23 protein-coding genes and 1 tRNA gene are annotated in these 24,336 nt (G+C 54.3%); 10 read left to right on the top strand and 14 right to left on the bottom strand.

Annotation, left to right across the window (positions count from 1 at the left end):
* Positions 1 to 7: 7 nt before the first annotated feature.
* The 4 genes from kynA to minE all read left to right on the top strand — a co-directional run bounded on the left by kynA (position 8) and on the right by minE (position 2,987).
* Positions 8 to 847 (top strand): tryptophan 2,3-dioxygenase, encoded by an 840-nt coding sequence (gene kynA / locus ASE07_RS08010; protein WP_057290297.1) that lies wholly within the window; start codon positions 8 to 10, stop codon positions 845 to 847.
* A 242-nt stretch (positions 848 to 1,089) separates the two neighbouring features.
* Positions 1,090 to 1,881, top strand: a complete 792-nt coding sequence (minC, locus tag ASE07_RS08015) for a septum site-determining protein MinC (protein ID WP_057290298.1) — start codon at positions 1,090 to 1,092, stop codon at positions 1,879 to 1,881.
* Positions 1,882 to 1,906: 25 nt separating this feature from the next.
* The gene (gene minD, locus ASE07_RS08020) at positions 1,907 to 2,722 is read left to right on the top strand and encodes a septum site-determining protein MinD (RefSeq protein WP_057290299.1); all 816 of its coding nucleotides are present in this window, start codon (positions 1,907 to 1,909) and stop codon (positions 2,720 to 2,722) included.
* 1 nt (position 2,723) lies between these two features.
* Positions 2,724 to 2,987, top strand: a complete 264-nt coding sequence (gene minE / locus ASE07_RS08025; protein WP_057290300.1) for a cell division topological specificity factor MinE — start codon at positions 2,724 to 2,726, stop codon at positions 2,985 to 2,987.
* 195 nt (positions 2,988 to 3,182) lie between these two features.
* On the opposite strand, the gene ASE07_RS08030 is transcribed toward minE, so the two are convergent.
* Entirely contained in the window at positions 3,183 to 3,509 is a 327-nt protein-coding gene (locus ASE07_RS08030) for a hypothetical protein (RefSeq protein WP_057290301.1), read from the bottom strand.
* 265 nt (positions 3,510 to 3,774) lie between these two features.
* Between ASE07_RS08030 and ASE07_RS08035 the strand changes: the two genes are divergently transcribed.
* From ASE07_RS08035 to ASE07_RS28690, 4 genes are all read left to right on the top strand, one after another.
* Complete coding sequence (locus ASE07_RS08035; RefSeq protein WP_057290302.1) at positions 3,775 to 4,146, top strand: hypothetical protein; 372 nt, start codon at positions 3,775 to 3,777, stop codon at positions 4,144 to 4,146.
* 12 nt (positions 4,147 to 4,158) lie between these two features.
* Positions 4,159 to 4,671, top strand: coding sequence for a glycine zipper family protein (locus tag ASE07_RS08040; protein ID WP_057290303.1), 513 nt, complete (start codon positions 4,159 to 4,161; stop codon positions 4,669 to 4,671).
* Positions 4,672 to 4,804: 133 nt separating this feature from the next.
* A complete protein-coding gene (locus ASE07_RS08045) occupies positions 4,805 to 7,015 on the top strand; it encodes a YgiQ family radical SAM protein (protein WP_082584014.1) in 2,211 nt (736 codons plus the stop codon).
* A gap of 469 nt (positions 7,016 to 7,484) precedes the next feature.
* Entirely contained in the window at positions 7,485 to 7,628 is a 144-nt protein-coding gene (locus ASE07_RS28690; protein ID WP_156396465.1) for a hypothetical protein, read from the top strand.
* Positions 7,629 to 7,724: 96 nt separating this feature from the next.
* Here the strand turns inward: ASE07_RS28690 and ASE07_RS28695 are convergent, their stop codons facing one another.
* The 8 genes from ASE07_RS28695 to ASE07_RS08080 form a co-directional block, all read right to left on the bottom strand.
* A complete protein-coding gene (locus ASE07_RS28695) occupies positions 7,725 to 7,967 on the bottom strand; it encodes a hypothetical protein (protein WP_156396467.1) in 243 nt (80 codons plus the stop codon).
* A gap of 69 nt (positions 7,968 to 8,036) precedes the next feature.
* Positions 8,037 to 9,227: a hypothetical protein gene (locus tag ASE07_RS08050; RefSeq protein ID WP_057290304.1), complete on the bottom strand. Its 1,191-nt coding sequence runs from the start codon at positions 9,225 to 9,227 to the stop codon at positions 8,037 to 8,039.
* A gap of 1 nt (position 9,228) precedes the next feature.
* Positions 9,229 to 10,644: an MBOAT family O-acyltransferase gene (locus ASE07_RS08055; protein ID WP_057290305.1), complete on the bottom strand. Its 1,416-nt coding sequence runs from the start codon at positions 10,642 to 10,644 to the stop codon at positions 9,229 to 9,231.
* Between the two features lie 146 nt (positions 10,645 to 10,790).
* Positions 10,791 to 11,168 (bottom strand): hypothetical protein, encoded by a 378-nt coding sequence (locus ASE07_RS08060; protein WP_057290306.1) that lies wholly within the window; start codon positions 11,166 to 11,168, stop codon positions 10,791 to 10,793.
* A gap of 252 nt (positions 11,169 to 11,420) precedes the next feature.
* The gene (locus tag ASE07_RS08065) at positions 11,421 to 12,143 is read right to left on the bottom strand and encodes a Crp/Fnr family transcriptional regulator (protein WP_057290307.1); all 723 of its coding nucleotides are present in this window, start codon (positions 12,141 to 12,143) and stop codon (positions 11,421 to 11,423) included.
* A 204-nt stretch (positions 12,144 to 12,347) separates the two neighbouring features.
* Positions 12,348 to 13,319 carry a Bug family tripartite tricarboxylate transporter substrate binding protein gene (locus tag ASE07_RS08070; protein WP_057290308.1) on the bottom strand — a complete coding sequence of 324 codons (972 nt, stop codon included), beginning with the start codon at positions 13,317 to 13,319 and terminating at the stop codon, positions 12,348 to 12,350.
* 54 nt (positions 13,320 to 13,373) lie between these two features.
* Positions 13,374 to 13,556: a DUF2783 domain-containing protein gene (locus ASE07_RS08075; protein WP_057290309.1), complete on the bottom strand. Its 183-nt coding sequence runs from the start codon at positions 13,554 to 13,556 to the stop codon at positions 13,374 to 13,376.
* 21 nt (positions 13,557 to 13,577) lie between these two features.
* Complete coding sequence (locus ASE07_RS08080; protein WP_057290310.1) at positions 13,578 to 15,305, bottom strand: FAD-dependent monooxygenase; 1,728 nt, start codon at positions 15,303 to 15,305, stop codon at positions 13,578 to 13,580.
* 185 nt (positions 15,306 to 15,490) lie between these two features.
* On the opposite strand from ASE07_RS08080, the gene ASE07_RS08085 reads away from it, so the two are divergent.
* Positions 15,491 to 16,288: an IclR family transcriptional regulator gene (locus tag ASE07_RS08085; protein ID WP_082584015.1), complete on the top strand. Its 798-nt coding sequence runs from the start codon at positions 15,491 to 15,493 to the stop codon at positions 16,286 to 16,288.
* A 123-nt stretch (positions 16,289 to 16,411) separates the two neighbouring features.
* Here ASE07_RS08085 and fahA read toward each other — a convergent pair whose 3' ends face one another.
* Together fahA and hmgA are read right to left on the bottom strand one after the other, a co-directional pair.
* Positions 16,412 to 17,743 carry a fumarylacetoacetase gene (fahA, locus tag ASE07_RS08090; RefSeq protein ID WP_156396469.1) on the bottom strand — a complete coding sequence of 444 codons (1,332 nt, stop codon included), beginning with the start codon at positions 17,741 to 17,743 and terminating at the stop codon, positions 16,412 to 16,414.
* Positions 17,698 to 19,020 carry a homogentisate 1,2-dioxygenase gene (hmgA, locus tag ASE07_RS08095; RefSeq protein ID WP_057290313.1) on the bottom strand — a complete coding sequence of 441 codons (1,323 nt, stop codon included), beginning with the start codon at positions 19,018 to 19,020 and terminating at the stop codon, positions 17,698 to 17,700. Before hmgA ends, fahA begins: the two co-directional genes overlap by 46 nt.
* A gap of 273 nt (positions 19,021 to 19,293) precedes the next feature.
* Here hmgA and ASE07_RS08100 point away from each other — a divergent pair, with 273 nt between their 5' ends.
* Positions 19,294 to 20,199, top strand: coding sequence for a LysR family transcriptional regulator (locus ASE07_RS08100; RefSeq protein WP_057290314.1), 906 nt, complete (start codon positions 19,294 to 19,296; stop codon positions 20,197 to 20,199).
* 200 nt (positions 20,200 to 20,399) lie between these two features.
* On the opposite strand, the gene ASE07_RS08105 is transcribed toward ASE07_RS08100, so the two are convergent.
* From ASE07_RS08105 to ASE07_RS08115, 3 genes are all read right to left on the bottom strand, one after another.
* Positions 20,400 to 20,474 (bottom strand) — tRNA-Val (locus ASE07_RS08105).
* A 35-nt stretch (positions 20,475 to 20,509) separates the two neighbouring features.
* Positions 20,510 to 21,229, bottom strand: coding sequence for a DNA polymerase III subunit epsilon (dnaQ, locus tag ASE07_RS08110; protein ID WP_057290315.1), 720 nt, complete (start codon positions 21,227 to 21,229; stop codon positions 20,510 to 20,512).
* 2 nt (positions 21,230 to 21,231) lie between these two features.
* Positions 21,232 to 24,336, bottom strand: a complete 3,105-nt coding sequence (locus ASE07_RS08115; RefSeq protein WP_057290316.1) for an efflux RND transporter permease subunit — start codon at positions 24,334 to 24,336, stop codon at positions 21,232 to 21,234.

A 24,336-nucleotide genomic window follows, 5' to 3' on the forward strand; every position in this document is an offset into this window, starting at 1 on the left:
GGCAAACATGGACACAGACAAGAAAGCCACATCCTGGCATGGCGCGCAGATGGATTTCTCGAAGTCGATGAGCTATGGGGATTATCTCGGCCTTGAGCAGATCCTGTCGGCGCAGCATCCGCGTTCACCCGACCACAATGAAATGCTGTTCATCATCCAGCATCAGACCAGCGAACTATGGATGAAGCTGATGTTGCATGAGCTTTACGCGGCAAGACAGCAAATCCGTCAGGATGAACTGCAGCCCGCATTCAAAATGCTGGCCCGCGTGGCACGCATCATGGATCAGCTGGTCCATGCATGGGATGTGCTGGCAACCATGACGCCGCCCGAGTACAGCGCCATCAGGCCGTATCTCGGCCAGTCCTCGGGCTTCCAGTCCTGCCAGTATCGGGAGATCGAATTTATCCTCGGGAACAAGAACCCTTCACTGCTCGCCGTCCATGCAGCAGTGCCCGACAACTATCAGCATCTGGAAACAGCGCTGCGCACGCCCTCCATTTACGACGAGGCGATCATGCTGCTTGCCCGCGAAGGCTTCCATATCGATGCCGAGCGTCTCAACGCTGATCCGACCCAGGCGACGGTGGCCAACGAATCCGTCAAGCAGGCATGGCTTGATGTCTATCGCGAGCCCACGAAACACTGGGCCTTGTATGAACTTGCGGAGAAACTGGTGGATCTGGAAACAGCGTTCCGCTTCTGGCGCTTCCGCCATGTGACGACGGTTGAGCGCATCATCGGATTCAAAACCGGGACCGGCGGCACCGCCGGTGCAAGCTACCTCAAAAAAATGCTGGATATAGTGCTATTCCCCGAGTTGTTCGCACTCCGGACCGCACTGTAACGAAAAGAAAAAGTATGGGGAATCAGGAGGATAGCTCCGCAGCAGCAGGTATAATACGGCGCAAAGCACAGAGCGAGTGGTGAGCAATTGTTCAATGCGCCGTAATGAAATCCGCTTTCCCCAGACCGTTCGGGCCGCTTTCCATGCGGCCCGTTTCATTTGGCAAGCGGTGCATTCCATTTTGCTCACGGTGCGGCCGCGTCTACCGATAAGGCGATTACCCGATGAGCCGATAAGCGTTTATGTCAACGAAACAAAATAGCAAACCGATAGAGATCAAGATTTCAACCGTTGTCGCCGTGTCGGCCATACTGCGCACGGCCGACCTGGAAACGCTCGACGCCACCCTGAAGAAAACCACGGGTGGCGCGCCGGATTATTTTGACAACGACCTCGTGGTGATCGACGTCAGTGCCATCGACTTCAGCGGAACTGCCATTGATTGGTCTGCCCTGACCTCGCTGTTCAGCTCGTACAGCCTGAATCCGGTTGCGGTGCGCGGCGCCCCGCCCGAACTCGAACACCAAATCGTCGCCCATGGCATGAGTATCGATACGCTCGCCCCGCAGCGCCAGGAAGCTTCATCCGAAGAAACCGGGGCCGCACCGGCGCCCGTCATTGCACCGCCCCCTGCGTCGACACCGGCGCCGGCGCCGGTTCAGCAATCTCCCGAAGTGCATAGCCCGGTCGCGGCAGCAGTCCCCGCCATGATCATCGATTCCCCGGTACGCGCCGGCCAACGCATTTATGCTCGCGGTTGCGATCTGATTGTCAATGCCATCGTCAACAATGGTGCCGAGCTTATTGCAGACGGCAGCATCCATGTATATGCTCCGCTTCGCGGGCGGGCGCTTGCAGGGGCCAGCGGCAATGCGGAGGCACGTATCTTCACACTCAGCATGGAGGCCGAACTGGTATCCATTGCAGGCATTTACCGCACGTTTGACGGCGGGTTACCGAAGGATCTGGCGAAGCAACCGGCGCAGGTCCGTCTTCAGGGCGACCGGATAGATGTCCTGTCCATTCGCGCCTAGTTATTTGTCAATTAAGGAGTTTTTTGTGGCCAAAATCATCGTTGTAACGTCAGGTAAAGGAGGCGTGGGCAAAACCACCTCCAGCGCCAGCTTCGCGTCAGGACTCGCCCTGCGTGGGCACAAGACCGTTGTGATCGACTTCGACGTCGGTCTACGTAACCTTGACCTGATCATGGGTTGCGAGCGACGTGTCGTCTATGACCTGATCAACGTGGTCAACAACGAAGCCACCCTCAACCAGGCCCTGATCAAGGATAAGCATTGCGACAACCTGTTTGTGCTGCCCGCCTCGCAGACACGTGACAAGGATGCGCTGACCGAAGCAGGCGTGGAGCGCGTCCTGAACGACTTGCGCAAGATGGATTTTGAATACATCGTCTGCGACTCACCAGCGGGTATCGAACACGGTGCGGTCATGGCGCTGACATTCGCGGACGAGGCGATCGTCGTCACCAACCCGGAAGTTTCCTCGGTGCGTGACTCGGACCGCATTCTGGGCATCATCCAGGCTAAATCGCGCCGTGCCCTGGCCGGCGACGAACCGGTCAAGGAACACCTGCTGATCACCCGCTACGTTCCCAAGCGGGTGGAAGCCGGCGAAATGCTGTCGTTCACCGACGTCCAGGAAATCCTGCGCATTCCGCTCATAGGCATCATTCCGGAATCGGAGTCGGTATTGCACGCGTCAAACCAGGGCAATCCGGCGATCCACATTACAGGCAGCGATGTTTCGGAAGCCTATCAGGACGTCGTTGCGCGCTTCCTGGGACATGAAGTGCCAATGCGCTTTACCGCCTACGAAAAGCCCGGGTTGTTCCAGAGAATCTTCAAGGGTAAGTGATATGGCGCTACTCTCATTCCTGTTTAACAACAAACCCAAAACCGCAAGTGCGGCGAAAGAACGCCTGCAGGTAATCATTGCCCGCGAACGCAATGGCCGAGACGGTCCGGACTTTCTCCCCGCGCTGCATAAGGAATTGATTGCGGTGATTTCGAAGTACGCGAATGTGAACGCCGACGATATCAAGATTTCACTTGATCGCCAGGGCAATCTGGAAGTCCTGGACGTAAACGTCGTGCTGCCGGATGCGGTTCCGGGCAAGTAAGCTGCGTCAGACCAACTTACCAGCTTAATTTGATGAAACTCCTCTGAAGCCGACCAACCGGCCTTCAGAGGAGCCTTGCGTCATGAGATCCTATCGATTGGCCCTCAGCCTTGCAGGGCAATACTGTCAGCGTTTGCTTGCGCCGCAGTGCTCGGTTCAGCATTACAGTTCAATAAGACAACTCCACTATCCGCATCAGTGCAACTGGTGTTTCAGGTCAGATAGTTCACGGTGAGCCTGCATCACCACATCCCTGAGCTCGCTGTCGACCATCGGTGCGTTTTCGCAGGCATCCTTGGCGCGATCACCCAGCTGCTCCAGATCATCGACACATTGCACGATCTGTTGCTCATCTTGCGATTTCATCATGCCTCGCGCCTGGTCTATTCTCTGATCCAGCTGCTGCATGCAATTTTTCAACTCCATCGGTACGCTTTGCGTCGATTCGCAGCGCTGTGCAGCTTCGTGAATCATGCTTTCCACATGACTAAAGCGTTGCTGCAGTTCGTTTGCTTGCATCATGGTAGATCTCCTGTCATTGAGCGATGCCGGTAGCGGCAACGGGAAAGTTTTGATGACGGGCTGACAAGCGAGTTCCACCCGTTATGACCTGCAGCCATCAGGAAAAGAAATCACGGGTGAGTATTGATAGCCCGTAGTGCAACGGGTTTCGCACGGTGCCCTGCTGCGACGCAAGCACCTCATATTGTCGAACTCATCACAAATGAATATGTCCAATAACATGGCCCGACTGCACAATCGTGCAGGCCGTTGCACGGAGGCGTCCATGAAAACAATCAAACCACGGTTTCTCATTATCCTGGTCATTGGATTACTCTTCAGCGAACTAGCCTGGGCGCATGGTGGATACGGACATTACGGGCGCTGGCACGGACGGTCGCATGCTTCGGTCGGCATCGTCCTTGGGGTTCCACTGGTCGGCGCATGGGGCTACTACCGCCAGCCCGGCATTTATACCTATCCCCCCGTTGTCACCGTTCCCAATGTCCCGCAGGCCTACATGGAAAAGAATGCGCGTGAGCAGCAGGCAAATTCATGGTGGTACTACTGCCGTTCCGCCCAAGCTTACTATCCATACGTTCGCGAGTGTCCCAATGGTTGGGAACTGGTTTCGCCACAACCGTCAGATTTGCGGTGAACAGGAATGGTCATGACGCCGCATAGCTTGCTGGTTGGCATTACCCTCGTTTTCGTCGCAGGATGCACAACTGTGCCACCGAACCAGCCTAGCGTCATGGTGCTTCCCGGCACTGGGAAGAGTTTTGAGGAGTTCCGGGCCGACAACGAATTATGCAGGCAGTTCGCCTCCGAGCAAGTCAGTGGTGGTACGCCTGATAGTGCCGGAATTGACAGCGGTACGCGCTCCGCAGCGCTCGGGACTTTACTTGGTGCCGCAGCGGGCGCCGCAATCAACGGCGGACGTGGAGCAGCGGTCGGGGCCGGCAGCGGCTTGGCGCTTGGCGGGCTTGCCGGAGCCGGTGCAGCCGAAAGCAGTTCGGCGCAACTCCAGCGGCGTTACGATATCGGCTTCCAGCAATGCATGTATGCCAAGGGCCACCGGATTCCTTCCGCAGGAGGCATTATGGGGCAGTTTTTCCGTGATTTCCCGGCGCGGTCGACGGCAGCACCTCCCTTACCGCCACCAGGTCGCATTGTTCGCTGAAAATCTGAATATTGCCTCCAATTGCCCCTTCCCGAGCAACTCCTGACCGTGCTTCCTGTCAGAGCACACTGGCCTCTTGACATGCCCGCTCGGAAGCCGTCCGCAACGCATTTCCGGTACAATCCGCCCCAACATGAACACACCCAAAAACTTGTTTTCCTATCCCCGCTATCGAGCCGATTACACCTCGCCCGTTCCTTATCTGCCGATGTCGCGCGCAGAAATGGATACGCTCGGATGGGATTCCTGTGACGTCATCCTGGTCACAGGGGACGCCTATATCGATCATCCAAGCTTTGGCATGGCGCTGGTCGGACGTCTGCTTGAAAAACAAGGCTTCAGGGTGGGCATTATCAGCCAGCCGGACTGGCATTCTGCGGACGCATTCCGCGCGCTTGGACGTCCGAATCTGTATTTTGGCATTACCGCCGGCAATATGGATTCAATGATCAATCGGTACACCTCTGACCGGAAGATCCGCTCCGAGGATGCCTATACGGCCAATGGCGATCCCAACAGGCGTCCAGACCGTGCGCTCGTCGTCTATGCGCAGCGTGCGCGCGAAGCCTTCCCGGATGCCAGCATCGTCGTCGGCAGCATTGAAGCAAGCCTGCGCCGCATCGCCCATTATGACTACTGGTCTGATAAGGTCCGTCGTTCAGTACTGCCAGACTCCAAGGCCGATATCCTGCTGTACGGCAATGCAGAGCGCGCTCTGGTTGAACTGACACACCGCCTTGCTGCCGGCGAATCAATCAGGGAAATCCGTGATCTGCGCGGAACTGCGTTTATGGTGCCAAGCGGCTGGAAGCCTGCAACCGACTGGGCAGAAGCTAATTCGACCCGCTATGACACGCCCGGACGCGTGGAGCCGCATCCGGATCCGTATGAAATGAAAACCAAGGAACCGGAAAGCTGTGCCACTGGACCGGTTCCCGCGGCTGAAAAACCGATTCTGATCCTTAGCCGTGAAGAACGCCAGGCAGCATTAAAGGAACAGCGCAACAAGACCGTTGTACGGTTACCGGCTTATGAGTCCGTCAAGGATGATCCTATCCTGTATGCCCATGCGTCACGCATTCTGCACCTGGAGTCCAACCCCGGCAATGCCCGCGCGCTGGTGCAGGCGCATGGCGAGCGAGACGTCTGGCTGAACCCGCCGCCGCTGCCACTGGCGATGGATGAAATGGACGGTGTCTACGACATGCCCTATGCGCGTGCTCCGCACCCGGTGTATGGCAAGGCGAGGATTCCCGCGTGGGAAATGATCCGCTTCTCGGTCAACATCATGCGGGGTTGCTTCGGTGGTTGCACATTCTGCTCGATCACTGAACACGAGGGTCGCATTATCCAGAGTCGCTCGGAGCCATCGATCCTGCGTGAAATTGAACTGATCCGCGACAAGACCAAGGGCTTTACCGGAACGATTTCCGATCTTGGCGGACCGACTGCGAACATGTACCGCCTTGCATGCAAGGACAAGAAAATTGAAGAGTCTTGCCGCAGACTATCCTGTGTGTATCCGAGCATCTGTTCGAACCTCAATACCGATCACAGCAAGCTGATCCAGTTGTACCGGAAGGCGCGAGCCATTCCCGGCATCAAGAAGATTCTGGTCAGTTCGGGGCTGCGCTACGATCTGGCAGTCCGCTCGCCGGAATATGTGAAAGAACTGGTGACTCACCACGTCGGCGGTTTGCTGAAGATCGCGCCGGAGCATTCAGAGGATGGCCCGCTCTCCAAGATGATGAAACCCGGCATGGGCTCGTACTATGCGTTCAAGGAAATGTTCGAGCGTTTTTCGAAAGAAGCAGGCAAGGAACAGTACCTGATTCCCTACTTTATCGCTGCGCATCCAGGCACAACCGACGAAGACATGCTCAACCTCGCTATCTGGCTGAAGAAAAACAACTTCCAGCTCGATCAGGTGCAGACTTTCTTACCCACGCCAATGGCGATGGCGACCGCGATGTACCATGGGAAAAAGAATCCGTTGCATAAAATTTCCGCAGATTCTGAAGCGGTTGAGACTGCGCGTGCCGGCAAGATCAGGCGCCTGCATAAGGCTTTTCTCCGCTATCACGATCCGGAAAACTGGCCTATCCTGCGCGAAGCCTTGCAGCGCATGGGCCGTTCCGACCTCATTGGCAACAGCGACCGACATTTGGTGCCGCGCTATACGCCCCCTGCAGTAGGAACGCCGGCGCGAACTGGTCAACGCCCGGGTTCTGTTGGAACGGCAACCAGATCACGCAAGATATTTGCAGGTGCTGCCCCCGCTACACCAGTCAAGAATGCCCGTAAACCATTCGGTCAGGTGGCGAAACCCGGTCGAAAAGGATAGTCGTTGCCGCTATAGCAATATCGAGGCGACTATTTTATAAAGTCGTGCGAACATTTTGCTTCAAACAGCGGTACGACACTACACGTCATGCCTGTTATTCAAATTTCATATATCAGTTATTGTGAGAAAAAAGCAGACGAGTTCTAAACGGTGGACTATAGTGAATGTGTCTCCTCCAACTCTTCTTGAATTGGATTCAGCCCGCAACCGAAAGGTACGCGGGCTTTTTTTCGTCTGATGTACTTATCTGATGTACTTACAGAGAGGACGCATACGAGTTCCGTGAATGTGCGCACGCGACCAGCCATCCTTACATCAACTTGCCTGACTTCCTGCCAGCATCGTGAGGCAGAGCTTGTTTTTGATCAAAAGTAATTTCATGAAAGTTGCCTGTTGAACTATTGATTAGTGGCATGATTTCGTTAGAATGACATAAGGCAAGCAATTGCCATTTATCAACGGAGATGCCATGAGAAACGCAAGACGAGATGCAGTTGCTTATCAAGCCGAATCCGGATTTAACTTTAATAAGCTGCAAGCTGCCCTTTGCATTGCAACGTCCTCAGCAGTCAGTATTGGTTTGATGTATCTCGGCATTCGCTGGCTGAGCTAAGCATTAGATTTATATATCGCGCATCGGCGAGCGCTTGTTCGCTGAACGCCGCATGATCATACGTATTCGCGGCCGAAGCGCCCTCCTCAGCTGTACTCACATACTTTTCTTCCCAAGCGTCTTCGTAATTCTGTAAATCGAAGCAGATAACTTGGCACGCAGGGCAAAGCGCGCGTATTGAAATGTCGTTGTGCTCCGTGGCACACAGATGACAAATAATACCAATCCCAACCCATAACGCACCATGACATCGCGTCTTTTTCTGCCTGCCTGCGTTGCACTCGTCGTCAATAGCCCGCTATTGACTCCTCCTGCGCCTTGCCAGTCAAAAAAATCCATCGATCTCATGGTATAACGCGGCCATCCGCCCTCGGAGCGGCCCAGGGCGATAGTATTCTTAATACAAAATCAAATTCCCAATTTACCCAGGTCAAGGGCTAAACGACCGCTAAGCAGCGCTCCATCGTGATACATAAACAGTACATGGGTGTTTTCTGCTGTCTGGAGGAATGCCGACCGTAGCGCATGAACTTCGGAATCGTCCAGTTGAGCAAGATTATTGGTCGACAGATGGATCACTTCACGATAATAAGGGGCGTACCAACCCGCGATATGCCGCCCAAACGAATCAGACAACATGACCAAACGGCGATTGGGGGCAAGCGGATTGGTATAACGTGATACGTCGCCAAGTTTGGCCATGGGTGCCTGAAGTTGCGGGAAGCAGGTTGGCCCGCCGCACTCCGTAATACCTGAAGCCTTGAAATCGGCGACCTCGACCGAGCTGTCCAATTCAACGCCAGGAAAAAGATGGGAAATATCTGATGGCAAAGACTGCTGCGACGTTTGGAGTGTCGGTGTGGCACGCGCTTTGGCATCCCAGAAATGGCGCACGCTGGCTTCGGCAACCATACGTGGTCCGGTCCCGGACCAATGAAACCAGGTTGCGGGGATCACGTTTGCAGTGCGCTCGATGGCACGCATGTCGTCTATTGGATAATAGATGCGCTGACGTGCTTGCGGCGTCATGCTATCCGACGCAAGCACACGCGGGATTGGCTCAGCGGACGGGTCACATCGCTGAGCAAGCCAGGTCGGCAATTCATCCCGATAAAGGACTGGCGAACTCGGGGCGATCAACATCTTTGCATCGACTCCCAGCTTGCGAAATCCCGCATCAAATGCGCTAAGGTGCTTCGCAATTAAGTCGGTCTGCTCATACTGGTAGCCGCAAGCCTGAATAATCGCTGCATAGGGCGCATGCGCTGTCGAATGCGCAGCGAGGAATATTCTTCCCCCTTTGCCTTCAATGACTTGCATGGTCGGGAACTGCTTGAACAGCGTATAGCGGACCCGGTTATTCAGCTTGACAAGCAGGTCGCGAAACCCGAAATGGTCGTTAATCCAGAGATCAAGTTGCGCGGGAAATTTGACGATGCTGTCCCAGCTGTGCGGCCGCTCCGGGAAATTGGCAAGCTTGCGATTCTCCCCTACCCCTTCCTGCCGGCCGCCGGTCGCCAGCAGCGCGGGAATGAGCAGCACGGTCACAACCATAATCTTTGCAGCGTTTGCAGCAATCTGCGGTGCGAAGCCTGCCATGTCAGAAACGGAAATAGATAAACGGGTTATAGGTACCGGCAGCAAGGCTGGCCGCGCAAAGTACAAATGCCGCTGCCGCGCCAACCGCTCGCAACGGCAGGGAAGAAAGTGCCAGTTGCAGGCCCTTTCGCGGTGCGGCACTCTGGGTTGGCATATCTCCGGAAAAACGCCAGGTTGCGATCAAGGTGCCGGTGATCAGCGCTGCCGCAGCGGCTGCACCAAAATCCATCTGCCAGGGATGTGCGCCGCTGGATGCGCCGCCAAACATCACGCCCAGGAACTTCAACGCATGCGGCACATCATTGGCCCGGAAGAATACCCACCCGATCATCACCACAAGCAGCGTATAGGCGTGCGACACCATCGGCGGCAATCTTTCCAGCATACGGCCAAGTCCCATGCGTTCTATGATCAGCAACGCACCATGCCAGGCGCCCCAGATGATGAATGTCCATGCCGCACCATGCCACAAGCCGCACAGCAAAAACACAATACCAAGATTTGCGTAGGTCCTGAACGGTGAAACGCGATTTCCGCCAAGCGGAATATAAAGATAGTCACGGAACCAAGACGACAGACTAATGTGCCAGCGCCGCCAGAATTCAGTCACTGAGGTGGAAGAATACGGACGATTGAAATTGGGGGGATAACTAAAGCCGATCATATGACCGATGCCGATGGCCATGTTTGAGTACCCGGCAAAGTCATACAGGATCTGAATGGAATAGCACGCGATTCCTATCCACGCCCCGGTGGTCGACAGCTGGTCAGGTGCCACCGCGAAGAGCTTGTCTGCCGACAGTGCCACGGTATTGGCAATCAGCACCTTCTGGGCGAGTCCGACGATAAACTGTTGCAGACCTGCCAGTACCCGTGCATTCGGTATCGATCTGTGGTCAACTTCGTCCGCTATCTGTCGGTACCGGACGATAGGCCCGGCGATCAACTGGGGGAACATCGCCTTATACATTGCGAAGGTCCAGAAACTCTTTTGTGCATTGACGTCGCCCCGGTACACATCGATAAGATAGGAAATCCCCTGAAATGTGAAAAACGAAATCCCTAGCGGGAGGATGATTTCCGGGACATATAGCGGGCTCGAAAACAACGAAACCAGCTCATTAGCGATGGTTACAAAGAAACCGATGTATTTGTAATACATCAGGAAGACAAGATTGGCGGCCACGCCAAACCACAACAGCGGCTTTTTCCTGGCTGCAAAACGCTGGATCGCGTAGCCAACGCTGTAATTCAGCACCGCCGAAAACATCAGCAAAGGGACGAATCGTGGCTCACCCCATGCGTAGAACACGAGACTGGCGATCAGCAGTACCGGATTCTTCCATGGCAGAACATAGTAAAGAATCAGGAATACAGGAAAGAAGTAAAACAGGAAAGTTGCGGAGCTGAATACCATGTCACCCGGATACCGTTCTTGTAATAGCGGCTATATTGCCACATGAGAATGGGCGACACTTTACCATGCCTTAGCCTAGATTTTATTGACCGGAACGATGACAATCAAGGCTGTGCGACGAAAGAGTAAGCAACGAACCAGATGGATTATCGCTTTACATAGGTGAGATACAGATAACTTGCTGAAAGCACTGTCAGGACAATACAGGCAAACGCAAAGCCGATTCCGGCGCTCATGCAGAAGAACGCCGCACACAGGTAGTTGGTGCTTTGGGTAGTTGCCGTTGCCATCAGATCAGACAATACCTGGGTGAGCTGCATCATGCAGATGGCAATCCCAATCCATTTCCCCATAAAGAATGGCAAAATTTTGCGTTGCGCCCGGTTATACCGATAGTTTGCAATGCGCTGCTCCACGGTTCCCCGCCCGGCGTCGCGAAACATCCAGAAAGGGATGGCAAGTCGCCACAAATATTGAAGAGTAAAAGCCAGTTTTTTAACTAGCGTCTGATCGTTGCTTTTCATAGGGCCTTGCACCTCCTGCTACTTAGTCAGGATTTGAAGGTCGTTGTTCACGAGGACATGGTGTCTGAATCGATCAACCGCAAACAATGCCAGGGAAATGTCGAACGACTGAAGAATAGTGCAGGCACGAAAAAATTCCGCATTGCATGATGACCCATCATGCTACATGCCGTCACAGCGTGGTGCCTGAAGACCGCGTCCAGAGTGCTTGCATTCAGGACCGGCAAATCGCGCGATTCCCCCTTTTACAACTCACGAGCGCACCCCAAGCAACCTTTGAAATTGTGCACTGACGATGCCATAGCACTCGCAAGCCACCTCTTCGAGTCCTTTGCGATCAAGGATATGCACAACACCTCGCTTGTACTCGATGAGGCCAGCACGTTGCAGCGTCCCGGCAATCAAACTGACACTAGGGCGATGGACGCCTAGCATCATCGCCAGGTACTCCTGTGTAATTTGAAAATCATCACGTTTCATCCTGTCGTGGCTCATGAGCAACCAGCGCGACATCCGTTGTTCAAGACCATGTAACCGGTTGCAAGCAACCGACTGGGAAACCTGGCTCAGATACGCCTGAAGATACTTCAACACGACGCGTCGCAAGACGGTGTCCGTTGCAGTCATCTCCTTGAAAACGCTCGCAGGCATCCTCAGAGAATTGCCGGGGATTTGACACACAGTACTTTCAATCGCCAGGTCTCCCCCAAGAATGAGGTCAATTGTAGACATGCCCTCATAACCAACCGTACCAACTTCGACAGCTGCACCGTCCTCCATTGTCGCCAGAATCGAATGCTCACCGATCAGAGGAAAGTAGGCATAGTTAATTGGCTTGCCCCGCTCGAAGAGCACAAAATGAAGCGGCGTATCGATAAACACAAGATGTGGAAGCAATGCCTGATAGTCGGGCACAGGCAACATTGACAGCAAAAGATTGCTGCACTCCGACGGGGAGCCAGGGACAGTGCTCATTCAAGCCTCCTGATAGATCTGCCAATCTGATTGACAAAAATGCAATCCATAAGATCGCGACGCCCATGCTTCGCCTTACCACCAGTGTATCGAGCTTCAGAGGTGGGAGGAGTTCATGGCATTACCGGCAGTTTTGAATAAACTTGGGCTTCAAGCAAAAAGGCCAGCATGCCGCTAGCCTTTTCAGGTTAGGAAATGGTCACTTTAGTCAAGTTTGATCCCTTTGGAATGGATGACCTTGCCCCATTTCTCACGTTCGGCTTTTGCATATGCTGCCATGTCTTGCGGCGAACTTGGAATCGCTTCCAGCCCCAATGCCTGGAAACGCTCCTTGACCGCAGGTGTATCAATGGCTTTCAATAACGCCTTATTCAATACATCGACAGCAGCAGCCGGCGTCTTGGCGGGCGCCACCATGCCTTGCCATGCATAAGCTTCAAATCCCTTCAAGCCTTGTTCATCAAGCGTCGGTACTGTATCGAAGCTTTGTATGCGTTTCGGGCTGGCAACGCCGATTGCCCTGAGTTTTCCTGCTCGAATATGAGGAGCGCCACTTGCGGTGTCGACGAACATCATCGGTACTTGTCCAGCGATCACATCCTGCACGGCGGGTGCAGCGCCTTTGTACGGAACATGAGTGAGCTTGATCCCTACCAGGTCGGAAAACAGTTCAGTGGCGAGATGATGGGGGCTTCCTGCCCCGGGAGTGCCATAGGCAACGGCGTTCGGCTGTGCCTTTGCCCATGCGAGGAACTCCTTCAAGTCCTTTACCGGTACGTTCTGTGGATTGACGACCAAGATCATCGGAAAACGGGCCATCAATCCAATCGTCACGAAGTCCTTTTCCGCGCTATATCCTGGCTTACTGTATAGGAAAGGATTCGCAGCCAGCGTTGCTGTATCTGCTGTCAAGACCACATGACCGTCTGCACTTGCCTTGGCAACGTAAGCAGCACCAATGTTGGTGCCGGCACCTGGTTTGTTGTTGATAATAATCGGCTGACCAAGCGTCTTTGTCATTTCCGATGCGATGGTCCTCGCGACAACATCGGAGCCGCCGCCTGCGGCATAGGGAACGACCCATTCGATCGGTTGAGTTGGAAAGGCAAAGGCGGCGATTGGTATTGTGAGCGCAGCCAGTGCGGTCGAACGGTAAAGCAGTTTAAAAAAATTCATCGTGTGTCTCCTTAAGATTATGGTGATGATTGATATCAGGAACGATCAGGCCGGTTACAAATCCTTGGCCGCACTCCCGATCATGCCAAGGACAATTTCTTTATCCCCGATCTGGTTGGCCAGCAGCAAGCTAAGTTTTGCGAGGAGCAGTTCAGAACGCTCACCAGCTTGATCGATTTTCAGCGCTAATTCGTCGTAGATCATTTCCAAGTCCTGAGTAGGCATACCGGTATTCATTTGCACAATTCCTTACAGAAGTCAGTGGAGGTACGCGAATGCGCTCAAAGTGCGCCGTATCTGCTCAATACAATATGCATCGGGTTCCTGCCAGCAGCCTGCAATATGCTGGTCCGGGCGCACGAGAAAAACACGCGGCCGCTTGTCTTTGTTGCCCCAAACTGTCGCTCCAAAATTGCCAGCCGGGTCGACCAGGGACACGACTCCGTCGATCGCTGCTTGCTTGCCGCCTGCCATCGTGCGAATGGCTAAAAGCTCAAAAGGGCTTCCCTGCTCATTCATTTCGTGCTGCAGTCTGCATAGCATATCCATTCCGCTGATATCGGTGCTTCCTGCGTCGTCGCTAATGATTACCACGAATTTGGGTGAAAGATAATCAAGCAGATACGAACCATCACCGAGCTTCACGTTAGGCATGACCGCACCGACTTTGACGTCCGCAGCAAGTCCGACTGGCGTGGTCGAGGCATTGATTGGCGAGTCTGTATAGGTATGCGCGCGCGAAGTCCGCCAATGGAACAAAGGCCTGACGAATTCATGTTGCAATGCCAGTGACAATGTCGCATTGCGCATCAGCCTGAATCCATGACTGGGCGGGGTCATGAAGCGGGTGCTTCTGCCACCTTCCTGAATGATTTCGCGCGCTGCGCCGACGCGCTCGTACGAATAGGTTTCGAGACAATCCGGCTGCGCTCTCTTCTGGCAGACCAGCGCAAGCTTCCAGGCAAGGTTCTGTGCGTCCTGGAATGCGGTGTTCGCGCCTCGCACACCAAAGATCGGCAACATATGTGCGGCATCGCCAACAAACAGAATGTGTCCATGCCGGTAGTCCGGCAGGGTCATGGCCCTGGCAGAGTAGACCGAACACCAATCCATTTCCCACGGCAATCCACCTTTGCCGATCATTTCAAGCTGGGCATCGATGCGCGCTTTCAACGATTCGGGCCTTAATGCTTCCTCCGGCGACTCGCCTGTCGGCAACTGATAGTCGATACGCCAGATGCCATGTGGCTCCCGATGCATCAGCACGGTATTGCCCGGGTTCCAGGATGGATCAAAGAAGGCCAGGCGTTCAGTCGGATAATCCAGATCGATCCTGATATCGGCAATCACAAACTTGCCTTCATAAGAATCGCCTTCCATTTTCAGCCCATACTTTTGGCGGATCGCCGAGCGCGCTCCGTCTGCTGCAATCAACCAGTCGGCCTGCATTTGATATTCGCCTTCTGGCGTATCGATCCGCAGCGTCACGACCGGCTCATGCGCGATGATGTCTTCAATCTTGTTGCCCCACCTGATTTCAATTCCCGCTTCGCTGCACGCGTCGACCAAATACTCTTCGAGGTACTGCTGCTGGATATTGATCAATGGTGGAAACCGGTCATTTTCGCTCAGCGCGGCGTCCATGCGGAATACCCGTTGCCCCCTGTAGAACGAATTGCCTGCATGCCAAGGCAACCCATTTTCCATAATACGATTCGCCACCCCAGCTTGCTGCAGGATTTCCATGGACCGCCGTGTAAAGACAATGGCACGACTTCCCTGGCTAACCTGGCGTTCTGCTTCGAGAATCACACAATCGACCCCCATACGTTTGAGAATCAGTGCAGCAGTCATCCCCGCCGGTCCGGCACCAGCGATGACAACTTGCTTGTGCGGCTGCGCCTTTAATGTGGCCAGTGGCAGGCACGGGTAAACCTGATAGTGGTAATAGATGGAAGGACGAGGCGAAGCGTCGGGCTGGTGCATAAGGATCTCGCAAAGATGCAACGTTTTCTGGACATTCGAGGAGCTGTAGCAATTTTTGCCTTATAAGCGTACAGTTTTCTCATTATCTGATAATTAAGTCTATCTTTCGACGTATTTGATGTCAACGAATTCTCAGATGCGATAATGAACTTCTTGTTTAATTAATCAGTTGCAATATAGTAAAAATGGCAAACTCTTCTTCGCCTTCAGTCATCGGTCGGGTCATGGTGATCCTGAACTTGTTTCGTGAACACAAACCATGGATTACAATCGAAGACGTTGCTACCGCTTTGGAAGTGAGTGCTCCATCGGCATACCGCTATGCCGGCGAGCTAACGCAGGCAGGCCTTTTATTGAGAACCTCCGGACGTTACCGCTTGGGGCCAAAAATCATCGAGCTGGAATACCTCATTCGTTCATATGATCCGATCATCCAGGCAGCACACAACCTGTTGTATGGCTTGGCCGAATTAACCGAGTGTGATGTATTGCTGTGCAATGTCTATGACCAGACCATCGTCAATGTTTTTCACGTTCCTGGCAAGCATCCAGTTAATCTGACCTACACAAAAGGGCTGCCAATGCCGCTTTTTCGCGGGTCGCAGGCACATGTCATTCTTGCCCATATGGAGCGCCGCAAGCTCAAACGTATCTATGATGCAGCAATGGCGGATCCCGCTCTTGCTGCCGACGCTAGAGCAATCGGTTCCGACTGGGCCGCATTCTCGAAGGAATTAAAGCGCATTCGCAATAGCGGCTATTACATTTCGCGCGGAGAACTTGACAAGGATGTAACCGGCGTTGCGGCACCCGTGTTTGATGAAAAAGGAGAAATTGTAGGAAGTTTGGTATTAAGTCTGAACATAAAAGCATCGCCGCCGATCAGTGAAGAAATGCTGATTGGGATGGTCATCCAGACCGCAAACGAAATCACCAAGCGCATCGAACAGATGGCCGTCGAGCCGACGTTACCATCGCCATGACCCATGGCTGCTTAATGCGTTACATGGACGCCGCCAGTGCCCGATACGCCCGGCTGGGATACTGACTGCTCTGATCTCACAGAACAGTGCGAATAGCTGTAGAGTTGCACCGACCGATGCCTTTTACTTCATCGGATGGGCAGGAAGCACTTGTCCAGTACAGAGCCCGAAGCCAACCCGGTATCCTTCACCCTGACACCATCCACGCAGCGTTAGCTCATCACCATCTTCGATAAAGGATCGTGTCTCGCCTGACTGCAGCTTTATTGGTTCACGTCCGTTAAACGTCATCTCTAGTAATGATCCGAGGGAACCCGGGGTTGGACCGCTGATTGTTCCCGAACCCATCAGATCGCCTACCCGTGTATTGCATCCGGATACGGTGTGGTGAGTAAGCTGCTGGGCCATGGTCCAGTACATATACTTGAAATTGGTTTGCGTAATCGTGGTCGCTTCTGCCGCAGTTTCTGGCTTCAGCGTTGCCTCGAGGTGAATATCAAATGCATGCTCGCCTGTGTGCTGAAGATAGGCAAGCGGCAGTGGGACTTGAGTTGGTTGAAGTGTGCGAAACGGCTCGAGCGCATCCATCGTTACTATCCACGGTGAAATAGTAGTCGCAAACGTTTTTGCATTAAACGGTCCAAGGGGAACATATTCCCACGCCTGAAAATCTCGCGCGCTCCAATCATTGAGCAATACCATACCAAAAATATGCTTCTCGGCTTCTTCGATCGGAATTGGTTCGCCTAGTGCATTGGGGATGCCGACAATAAAACCGGTCTCTAATTCAAGATCGAGCTTACGGCATGGACTAAACACTGGACGATCCTGATCGGGCAGTTTGATTTGACCATTCGGTCGCCGTACAGGTGTGCCGCTGACAATCACCGATGAAGCACGTCCGTTATAACCGATCGGGATTTCGGACCAGTTTGGCAGCAATGCATTCTTTGGATCACGGAACAACATGCCCACATTGGTTGCGTGTTCCCTGGATGAGTAAAAGTCCGTATAACCCTGAATTTCCACCGGCAGGTGCATCGTAGCTGCCGCCTGCTGAATCAGGGCTTTTTCGCGCAGCGCCGCATTGCCTTGCAATGTATGGTTGGACGCTGATAGCAGTGCACTGATTTGTTCACGGACTTTGCGCCATACGATTGGGCCTAATGCAATGAAGTCGTTGAGACGGACTTGCGTAACAACCGTTAGGGGACACGCAATCAGACCCTCTTCAGCTAGAACTGTCAGATCGAGAATACTATCGCCAATCGCCACACCAACACGTGCTGCCGAGTGCTCAGTGCTGAAGATCCCGTACGGCAGGTTTTGGATGGGAAATTCGCAATCTGGTGCATTGGCACGCTCGACCCAGCTCTTCAGTTCTGGCGCCGTAGTTTGGTCATGCGCGCTCATTTCTTCTCCGGATTGAAATTCTTCTTCAGGTTTTGCCAGCATTGGTAATACTCGTTCTGCAGTTGCGAGGTTTCCAACGCAAATTGCGTCGGCTTGATCACTGCCGGCGTCTCGAACATAAAAGCCATGGTGTGGTCAACCTTGCCGGGCTTGGAGGTGTCCGACTGGCTGGCCTTCTCGAAAGTATCGGCGTCCGGGCCATGCCCGGACATGCAGTTGTGCAGGCTCGCGCCGCCCGGGACGAAACCTTCGGCCTTGGCGTCGTACTCACCATGAATCAAGCCCATGAATTCGCTCGCGAAGTTGCGATGGAACCAGGGCGGACGGAACGTGTTTTCCGCCGCCAGCCAGCGTGGTGGGAAGATGACAAAGTCGATCGTGTCCACGCCCGGGACTGCGCTCGGTGCCTGCAATACCAGGAAGATGGACGGATCGGGATGGTCGTAGCTGATCGAACCGATTGTGTTGAAGCGCCGCAGGTCGTACTTGTACGGCGCGTAGTTGCCATGCCAGGCAACTACATCCAGCGGGGAATGATTGATGGACGCACTCCACAGCCGGCCATTAAATTTGGCCAACAATTCGAAGTCGCCCTCCACATCTTCAAAAGCAGCAACCGGGGTCAGGAAATCGCGCGGATTTGCCAAGCCATTGGAACCGATCACGCCCAGGTCAGGGAGGCGAAACAGCGCGCCAAAGTTTTCACAGATGTATCCCCTCGCCTGGCCATCCGGCAGTTTGACCTGGAAACGGACGCCGCGCGGAATAACGGCAATCTCCTGTGGTTCGACCTCAATTAATCCCAGTTCAGTCGCGATCTGCAGTCGACCCTGCTGAGGCACGATGAGCAATTCGCCATCGGCATTGTAGAAATAACGGTCTTGCATCGATTGATTGGCCGCATACAGGTGAATGCCGCAACCGGTCATTGCCTCCGGCGAGCCATTGCCTGCCATCGTGACCCAGCCATCGATGAAGTCAGTGGACGCATCGGGCATGGGGAGCGGGTCCCATCGCAGCTGGTTGGGCGGCGTCGGGGGCGTGGCCGTAAAATCAGAGACGATGCGAGGACCTTCAACTTGCTTGAAGGGCTGGTGCACTGCAGCCGGCCGGATACGGTATAGCCAAGAGCGGCGGTTGTGGCTGCGCGGCGCGGTAAAGGCCGTGCCGGAAATCTGTTCGGCATACAAGCCATAGGGCGCACGCTGCGGCGAGTTTTGTCCAACCGGCAAGGCGCCGGGCAACGCCTCGGTCGCAAATTCATTACAAAAACCCGACAGATAATGCATCTGCTTCGGCGTATCGTTGAATCCATTCATCTTTGTGTCCCCATGTTGGATTGGTTTCTACCTCTGAAGCTTGGCTTAAGCGTGAGCGCTGTGGTTCGTCCTATGCAGTCTTACCATGAGGCCGACAAGCGCCCGTTCTCAATGATGGTCTCAACATGAATGGCTGGCGAATGCATTGGCGTCTCCGTTTGCAATTGTTGTGACGGACAGTGGTAGCTCAATGCTGCTATCACGTCACTATAGTTAATCGTATTATTGTTTAAAATAGAAATTCCTAAATATCAATTATTGATATCCTAAATAATGATCGACATCGCACACATCGACCTCAACCTGCTTGTCGTATTCCATGAGATGTATCGATTAAGAAATGTTTCTCAAGTAGCGAAACGGCTCGGGCTATCACAACCGACAGTAAGCAATGCGCTGTCGCGCCTTCGCAAGACGTGCGGCGATGAATTGTTCGTGCGGACCGGGCAAGGCATGCAGCCGACCCCGTATGGACAGCGAGTCTCCGAGCCGATCGCCCATGCGCTGTCCAGCGTGACCCAGGCGCTTAACCAGGAAGACCATTTCAATCCAGCCACCAGCAAGCGCAATTTTGTAATTGCGATGACGGATGTTGGAGAAATCCATTTCATGCCGGCCTTGGTGGATTTATGTCGGCGCACTGCGCCCTATATAGGGATCGGTTCGGTGCGAGCAAGCGCGGTCGACTGGCAGCAAGGAATGGAAACGGGGCAAATAGATTTGGCCATCGGGGCGTTTGCCAATGTGCCGGAAAGCCTATATCACCGGAAACTGTTTAGCCAGGGCTATGTGACCATGTTTCGCCGAGGTCATCGCTTCGGAAAAGGTTCGGTTGACTTGAAGACCTTCCTAAGCGCAACGCATTTGCTTGTCACTTCACGCGACAGCCCTTACGACCAGATCAATGCCCGACTCGAAAAGGCGGGCGTTGCCAGCACAGTAAGTTTTCAGGTACCCCATTTCACCGCGGTTCCCTACATTATCAGTACCACCGATATGGTCGTCACCGTGCCGAAGAAACTGGCCGAACAGACTGTCATGCCATTTGCGCTAGACTTCATCGAGCCTCCGTTTCGACTGCCAATGCTCAATACCAATATCCTTTGGCACCGACGCTATAATCAAGATAAAGGAAATCAGTGGCTACGCGGACTGATCGCGGAAAGATTCAAAGAATAAAAACCATTCGCAGTTTACGAGCAATAGACATCGGCGTCGCGCCTTCTCCTCGAAAAGCATACGCTACCTCATGCTTTAAAGGAGCCACAATGAAAAAAGCCTGCTCAATCGGCAGGCTCTTTTTGACTCAACTATGCCCCAACTGAGTGGGTTTGCGCAGTAAAACGTTGTAGATACTGCGGCTGAAGTTCTTGAATTCTTGGTGGACAGTACTGGGATTGAACCAGTGACCCCCGCCGTGTGAAGGCGGTGCTCTACCCCTGAGCTAACTGTCCGGGAGGCGGCATTATCGCACAGATGCCACGATGAATCAATTTGCTGTGGGTGCCGGCTCCAGACGCCAGACGCAGCTACCCTTCGCTTCCTTGTCGAGCCGATCCAGCAAGGCTTCATGTTCAGCAACTTCATCATCGCTCGCGCGCACGATGATCATCTCCGAGACTGAAATTGATTCTATCAATTGCTCACCGCCGGACGTATTGGACTCCACGGCCAGATCGATTGTGAGGCTGTTCTGGCCGCGTGTCATCGCCAGATAAACCTCGGCGAGCAGCTCGGCGTCGAGCAGCGCGCCGTGCAAGGCACGATGCGCGTTCGAAATACCGTAACGGTCGCACAAGGCATCAAGCGAATTACGTTTTCCAGGGTGCATTTCCTTTGCCTGCACCAAGGTGTCGGTTACCGCCGCGACGTGGGTAGCGAAACGCGGAAACCCGAGCCGTGCAAACTCGGCATCGAGAAACCCGAGGTCGAATGGCGCGTTGTGGATGATGACTTCGGCATCGCGCACGTAATCGCGCAACTCATCCGCGATCTCTGCAAATTTCGGTTTGTCGCTGAGGAATTCAGTCGTCAGGCCGTGTACGGCGAGCGCACCCTCTTCCGAGTCGCGCTCGGGGTTGATGTAGGTATGAAAGTTGTTGCCGGTCAGGCGACGATTGACGATTTCCACGCAGCCGACTTCAATGATGCGGTCGCCGGAGCGTGGGTTAAGGCCTGTGGTTTCAGTATCGAGAACGATTTGTCGCATGTTTAATGTGCAGTAGCGGCAATCGGCGCCACGGGCTCGGCCGGATCAACCGGCGCCGGCAAATGGGCCTTCTTGCGCGCAAGGAAAGTGTAAAAGGTGGGGACGACAAATAAGGTCAGCAAGGTACCAAAACTCATGCCGCCTACAATCACCCATCCAATCTGGATGCGCGATTCTGCACCCGCACCGGTGGCGAGCGCAAGCGGAATCGCACCGAGCACCATCGCACCTGTTGTCATGAGGATAGGACGCAGACGCAGTACCGCAGCCTCAATGATGGCGTCATGCATGGACTTGCCCTCTTCCCGCAATTGATTGGTGAATTCCACAATCAGGATGCCATGCTTGGTAATCAGCCCTACCAATGTAATGAGGCCGATTTGGCTGTACACGTTCAACGTCCCGCCAGTCCATTTCAATGCTGCCAGCGCACCTGCCATCGACAACGGAACGGTCAGCATGATGATGAATGGATCGACGAAACTTTCGAATTGCGCCGCAAGCACCAGGTAGATAAATGCCAATGCCAGGATAAAGGTAAGTGCCAGGCTGCCGCTGGACGCACGGAACTCACGCGACGAGCCGGACAGGTCCGTTGCGTAACCCGGCTTGATAATGGACTTGGCAGTCTGCTCCATGAACTCGATTGCCTCGCCCTGCGTATAGCCATTGGCAAGGTTGGCCGAAATCACGACCGCGCGCCGCTGACCGAAGTGATTAAGCTCGCGCGGGGCGACCGTTTCCCTGACCTTGAGCAGGCTGGACAGCGGGATCATCTGATCGGGCGTGCCATTCTTGCCGACGCCGCGGACAAAGATGTTATTGATATCGTCGGGCGCGTCGCGCTCACCGTTACGAATCTGGACCACGACATCGTACTGGTCGCCGCCCTTTTTGAAGCGCGTTACGTTGCGTCCGCCAAGCATGGTTTCCAGTGTGCGGCCAACGGTTTCGATTTGAACGCCGGCATCCGCCGCCTTGTCCCGGTCCACGTCCACGTTGACCTGTGGCTTATTGAGTCGCAGGTCTGTGTCGATGTTAACAAGTCCGGGGTTCTTGCTGGCTTCAGTGACGATATTTTGCACCACGCCCTGCAGTTCCTCGTAGGAGGCGTTGGTCATCACGACCAGGCTCACCGGGCGCTCCCGGATCGATTGGCCGAGGGACGGAGGTGCATTCGGAAATGCCAGCAGGCCGGGTATGCCTGCCATCTTCGGTTGCATTTCCTTAATCATGTCCAAGGTTGATCGATCACGGTCGGCCCAGTCGACCGTGCGGAAAATGGCGATACCGCGTTCCACTGTCGGATTGCCGGCGATGATGAACATGCGGTCAATTTCCTTGGTTTCGTCGGCGATTTTCTCAAGACGGTTCGCATATTTTTCAGTGTATTCCAACGATGCGCCGTCAGGTCCGGTCAGGGAAGTGAAGATCGTACCGCGGTCTTCCACCGGTGCCAGTTCTTTTTTGAGGTTAAGACCCAGCCACACAAGACCACTGATCACTAGCAGGTAGATCAGGGTAACTAGCCAACGGCTGGACAGGCTCGCAGTTAACAGGCGGCGATACCCGTTGGTCAAGCCGTTCAGACCGCTCTCGATCGTACGATACAAAAATCCGTGCTGTTCCTGGTGGCGCAAGAGCACCGAACACATCATCGGGGACAGCGTCAGCGCGATGAGTCCGGACACAACGACAGCACCTGCGAGCGTCAACGCGAATTCAACAAACAATCTGCCAGTGCGGCCGGGGGTAAATGCAACCGGCGCATACACGGCGGCAAGCGTCAGCGTCATCGCGACGACCGCGAAGCCGATTTCCTTTGCGCCTTTGATCGCGGCGTCGAATGGTTTCATGCCGTCTTCGACGTGACGATAAATATTCTCAAGCACGACGATTGCGTCATCAACCACAAGGCCAATGGCGAGAACCAGGGCCAAAAGCGTCAGCGTATTGATACTGAAGCCTGCCATCGACATCACGGCGAACGCCCCGATCAGCGACACGGGAATCGTTACCAAGGGAATGATGGCGGCCCGGAAAGAACGCAAGAAAATAAAGATGACAATAGCGACCAGAATCACAGCTTCGCCGATCGTCTTGTACACCGAATTGATGGAGCGGTCGATGAACAACGTGTTATCCACCGAGATATCGATACGCACTCCCTGGGGCGCCAGCTCCTCGTTCAGCCTCGGCAACTCCGCCTTGACATAGCTCGCGAGCTCAAGCGGATTGGCGGTCGCCTGGCGAATGACGCCCAGCGATACAGCATTCTTTTTATTGAACCGGACCGAAGAGCGCTCGAGCGCCGGCCCTACCTCAACCTGCGCCACGTCGCGTATGCGCACAGCATAGCCATTGACAGTACGGACGATGATGTTTTCAAACTGCTCCGGCGTTGTCAGGTCGGTTTGCGATACGACGGAAAATTCTCGCTGGCGTGATTCGATACGACCGGCTGGCACTTCGATGTTTTGCTTTCGCAAAGCATCTTCAACATCAGCCGGCGTCAGTCGATACGATGCAAGCTTGTCGCGATTGAGCCAAACGCGCATTGCATACTTGCGCTCGCCGCTGATACGCACGTCGGCCGCACCCGGCAGCAATTGCAGGCGCGGCTTGACGATACGGTTGGCCACATCGCTCAGGTCAAGCGCGGACCTGGTGTCGCTTGAAAACGAAAGCCACATGATGGGGCTGGCATCGGCTTCGACTTTGGCGATGACCGGCTCTTCAATGGTTTGTGGCAGCTTGGAGCGCACGCGCGATACGCGGTCGCGCACATCGTTGGCGCCGGAATCCGGATCTTTCTCGAGGCGAAAACGTACCGTGATCTGGCTTTGTTCAGCGCGTGAAATCGACGTCAGGACATCGATGCCGTCAATGCCGGCAATCGAATCTTCCATTGGCTTGGTTACCTGCGATTCAACAATTTCGGAACTCGCTCCCGGATACCGGGTTTCCACCGTGACCACCGGTTCGTCAATCTTTGGATATTCGCGTACCGCCAGCCTGTTGTAACAGACAAGACCGATCAGCACGATAATGAGGGACATCACGGTGGCGAAGACCGGACGGCGTATACAGATGTCAGATAAGACCAT

The organism is Noviherbaspirillum sp. Root189 (assembly GCF_001428545.1).
Taxonomy (GTDB): domain Bacteria; phylum Pseudomonadota; class Gammaproteobacteria; order Burkholderiales; family Burkholderiaceae_D; genus Noviherbaspirillum.

Excerpts from the sequence above, each read along its gene's own strand:
- kynA (WP_057290297.1), top strand. The coding sequence starts at position 8 with ATGGACACAGACAAGAAAGCCACATCCTGGCATGGCGCGCAGATGGAT.
- minC (WP_057290298.1), top strand. The coding sequence starts at position 1,090 with ATGTCAACGAAACAAAATAGCAAACCGATAGAGATCAAGATTTCAACC.
- minE (WP_057290300.1), top strand. The coding sequence starts at position 2,724 with ATGGCGCTACTCTCATTCCTGTTTAACAACAAACCCAAAACCGCAAGT.
- ASE07_RS08030 (WP_057290301.1), bottom strand. The coding sequence starts at position 3,509 with ATGATGCAAGCAAACGAACTGCAGCAACGCTTTAGTCATGTGGAAAGC.
- ASE07_RS08035 (WP_057290302.1), top strand. The coding sequence starts at position 3,775 with ATGAAAACAATCAAACCACGGTTTCTCATTATCCTGGTCATTGGATTA.
- ASE07_RS08040 (WP_057290303.1), top strand. The coding sequence starts at position 4,159 with ATGACGCCGCATAGCTTGCTGGTTGGCATTACCCTCGTTTTCGTCGCA.
- ASE07_RS08045 (WP_082584014.1), top strand. The coding sequence starts at position 4,805 with ATGAACACACCCAAAAACTTGTTTTCCTATCCCCGCTATCGAGCCGAT.
- ASE07_RS28690 (WP_156396465.1), top strand. The coding sequence starts at position 7,485 with ATGAGAAACGCAAGACGAGATGCAGTTGCTTATCAAGCCGAATCCGGA.
- ASE07_RS28695 (WP_156396467.1), bottom strand. The coding sequence starts at position 7,967 with ATGGATTTTTTTGACTGGCAAGGCGCAGGAGGAGTCAATAGCGGGCTA.
- ASE07_RS08050 (WP_057290304.1), bottom strand. The coding sequence starts at position 9,227 with ATGGCAGGCTTCGCACCGCAGATTGCTGCAAACGCTGCAAAGATTATG.
- ASE07_RS08055 (WP_057290305.1), bottom strand. The coding sequence starts at position 10,644 with ATGGTATTCAGCTCCGCAACTTTCCTGTTTTACTTCTTTCCTGTATTC.
- ASE07_RS08060 (WP_057290306.1), bottom strand. The coding sequence starts at position 11,168 with ATGAAAAGCAACGATCAGACGCTAGTTAAAAAACTGGCTTTTACTCTT.
- ASE07_RS08065 (WP_057290307.1), bottom strand. The coding sequence starts at position 12,143 with ATGAGCACTGTCCCTGGCTCCCCGTCGGAGTGCAGCAATCTTTTGCTG.
- ASE07_RS08070 (WP_057290308.1), bottom strand. The coding sequence starts at position 13,319 with ATGAATTTTTTTAAACTGCTTTACCGTTCGACCGCACTGGCTGCGCTC.
- ASE07_RS08075 (WP_057290309.1), bottom strand. The coding sequence starts at position 13,556 with ATGAATACCGGTATGCCTACTCAGGACTTGGAAATGATCTACGACGAA.
- ASE07_RS08080 (WP_057290310.1), bottom strand. The coding sequence starts at position 15,305 with ATGCACCAGCCCGACGCTTCGCCTCGTCCTTCCATCTATTACCACTAT.
- ASE07_RS08085 (WP_082584015.1), top strand. The coding sequence starts at position 15,491 with ATGGCAAACTCTTCTTCGCCTTCAGTCATCGGTCGGGTCATGGTGATC.
- fahA (WP_156396469.1), bottom strand. The coding sequence starts at position 17,743 with ATGCTGGCAAAACCTGAAGAAGAATTTCAATCCGGAGAAGAAATGAGC.
- hmgA (WP_057290313.1), bottom strand. The coding sequence starts at position 19,020 with ATGAATGGATTCAACGATACGCCGAAGCAGATGCATTATCTGTCGGGT.
- ASE07_RS08100 (WP_057290314.1), top strand. The coding sequence starts at position 19,294 with ATGATCGACATCGCACACATCGACCTCAACCTGCTTGTCGTATTCCAT.
- dnaQ (WP_057290315.1), bottom strand. The coding sequence starts at position 21,229 with ATGCGACAAATCGTTCTCGATACTGAAACCACAGGCCTTAACCCACGC.
- ASE07_RS08115 (WP_057290316.1), bottom strand. The coding sequence starts at position 24,336 with ATGGTCTTATCTGACATCTGTATACGCCGTCCGGTCTTCGCCACCGTG.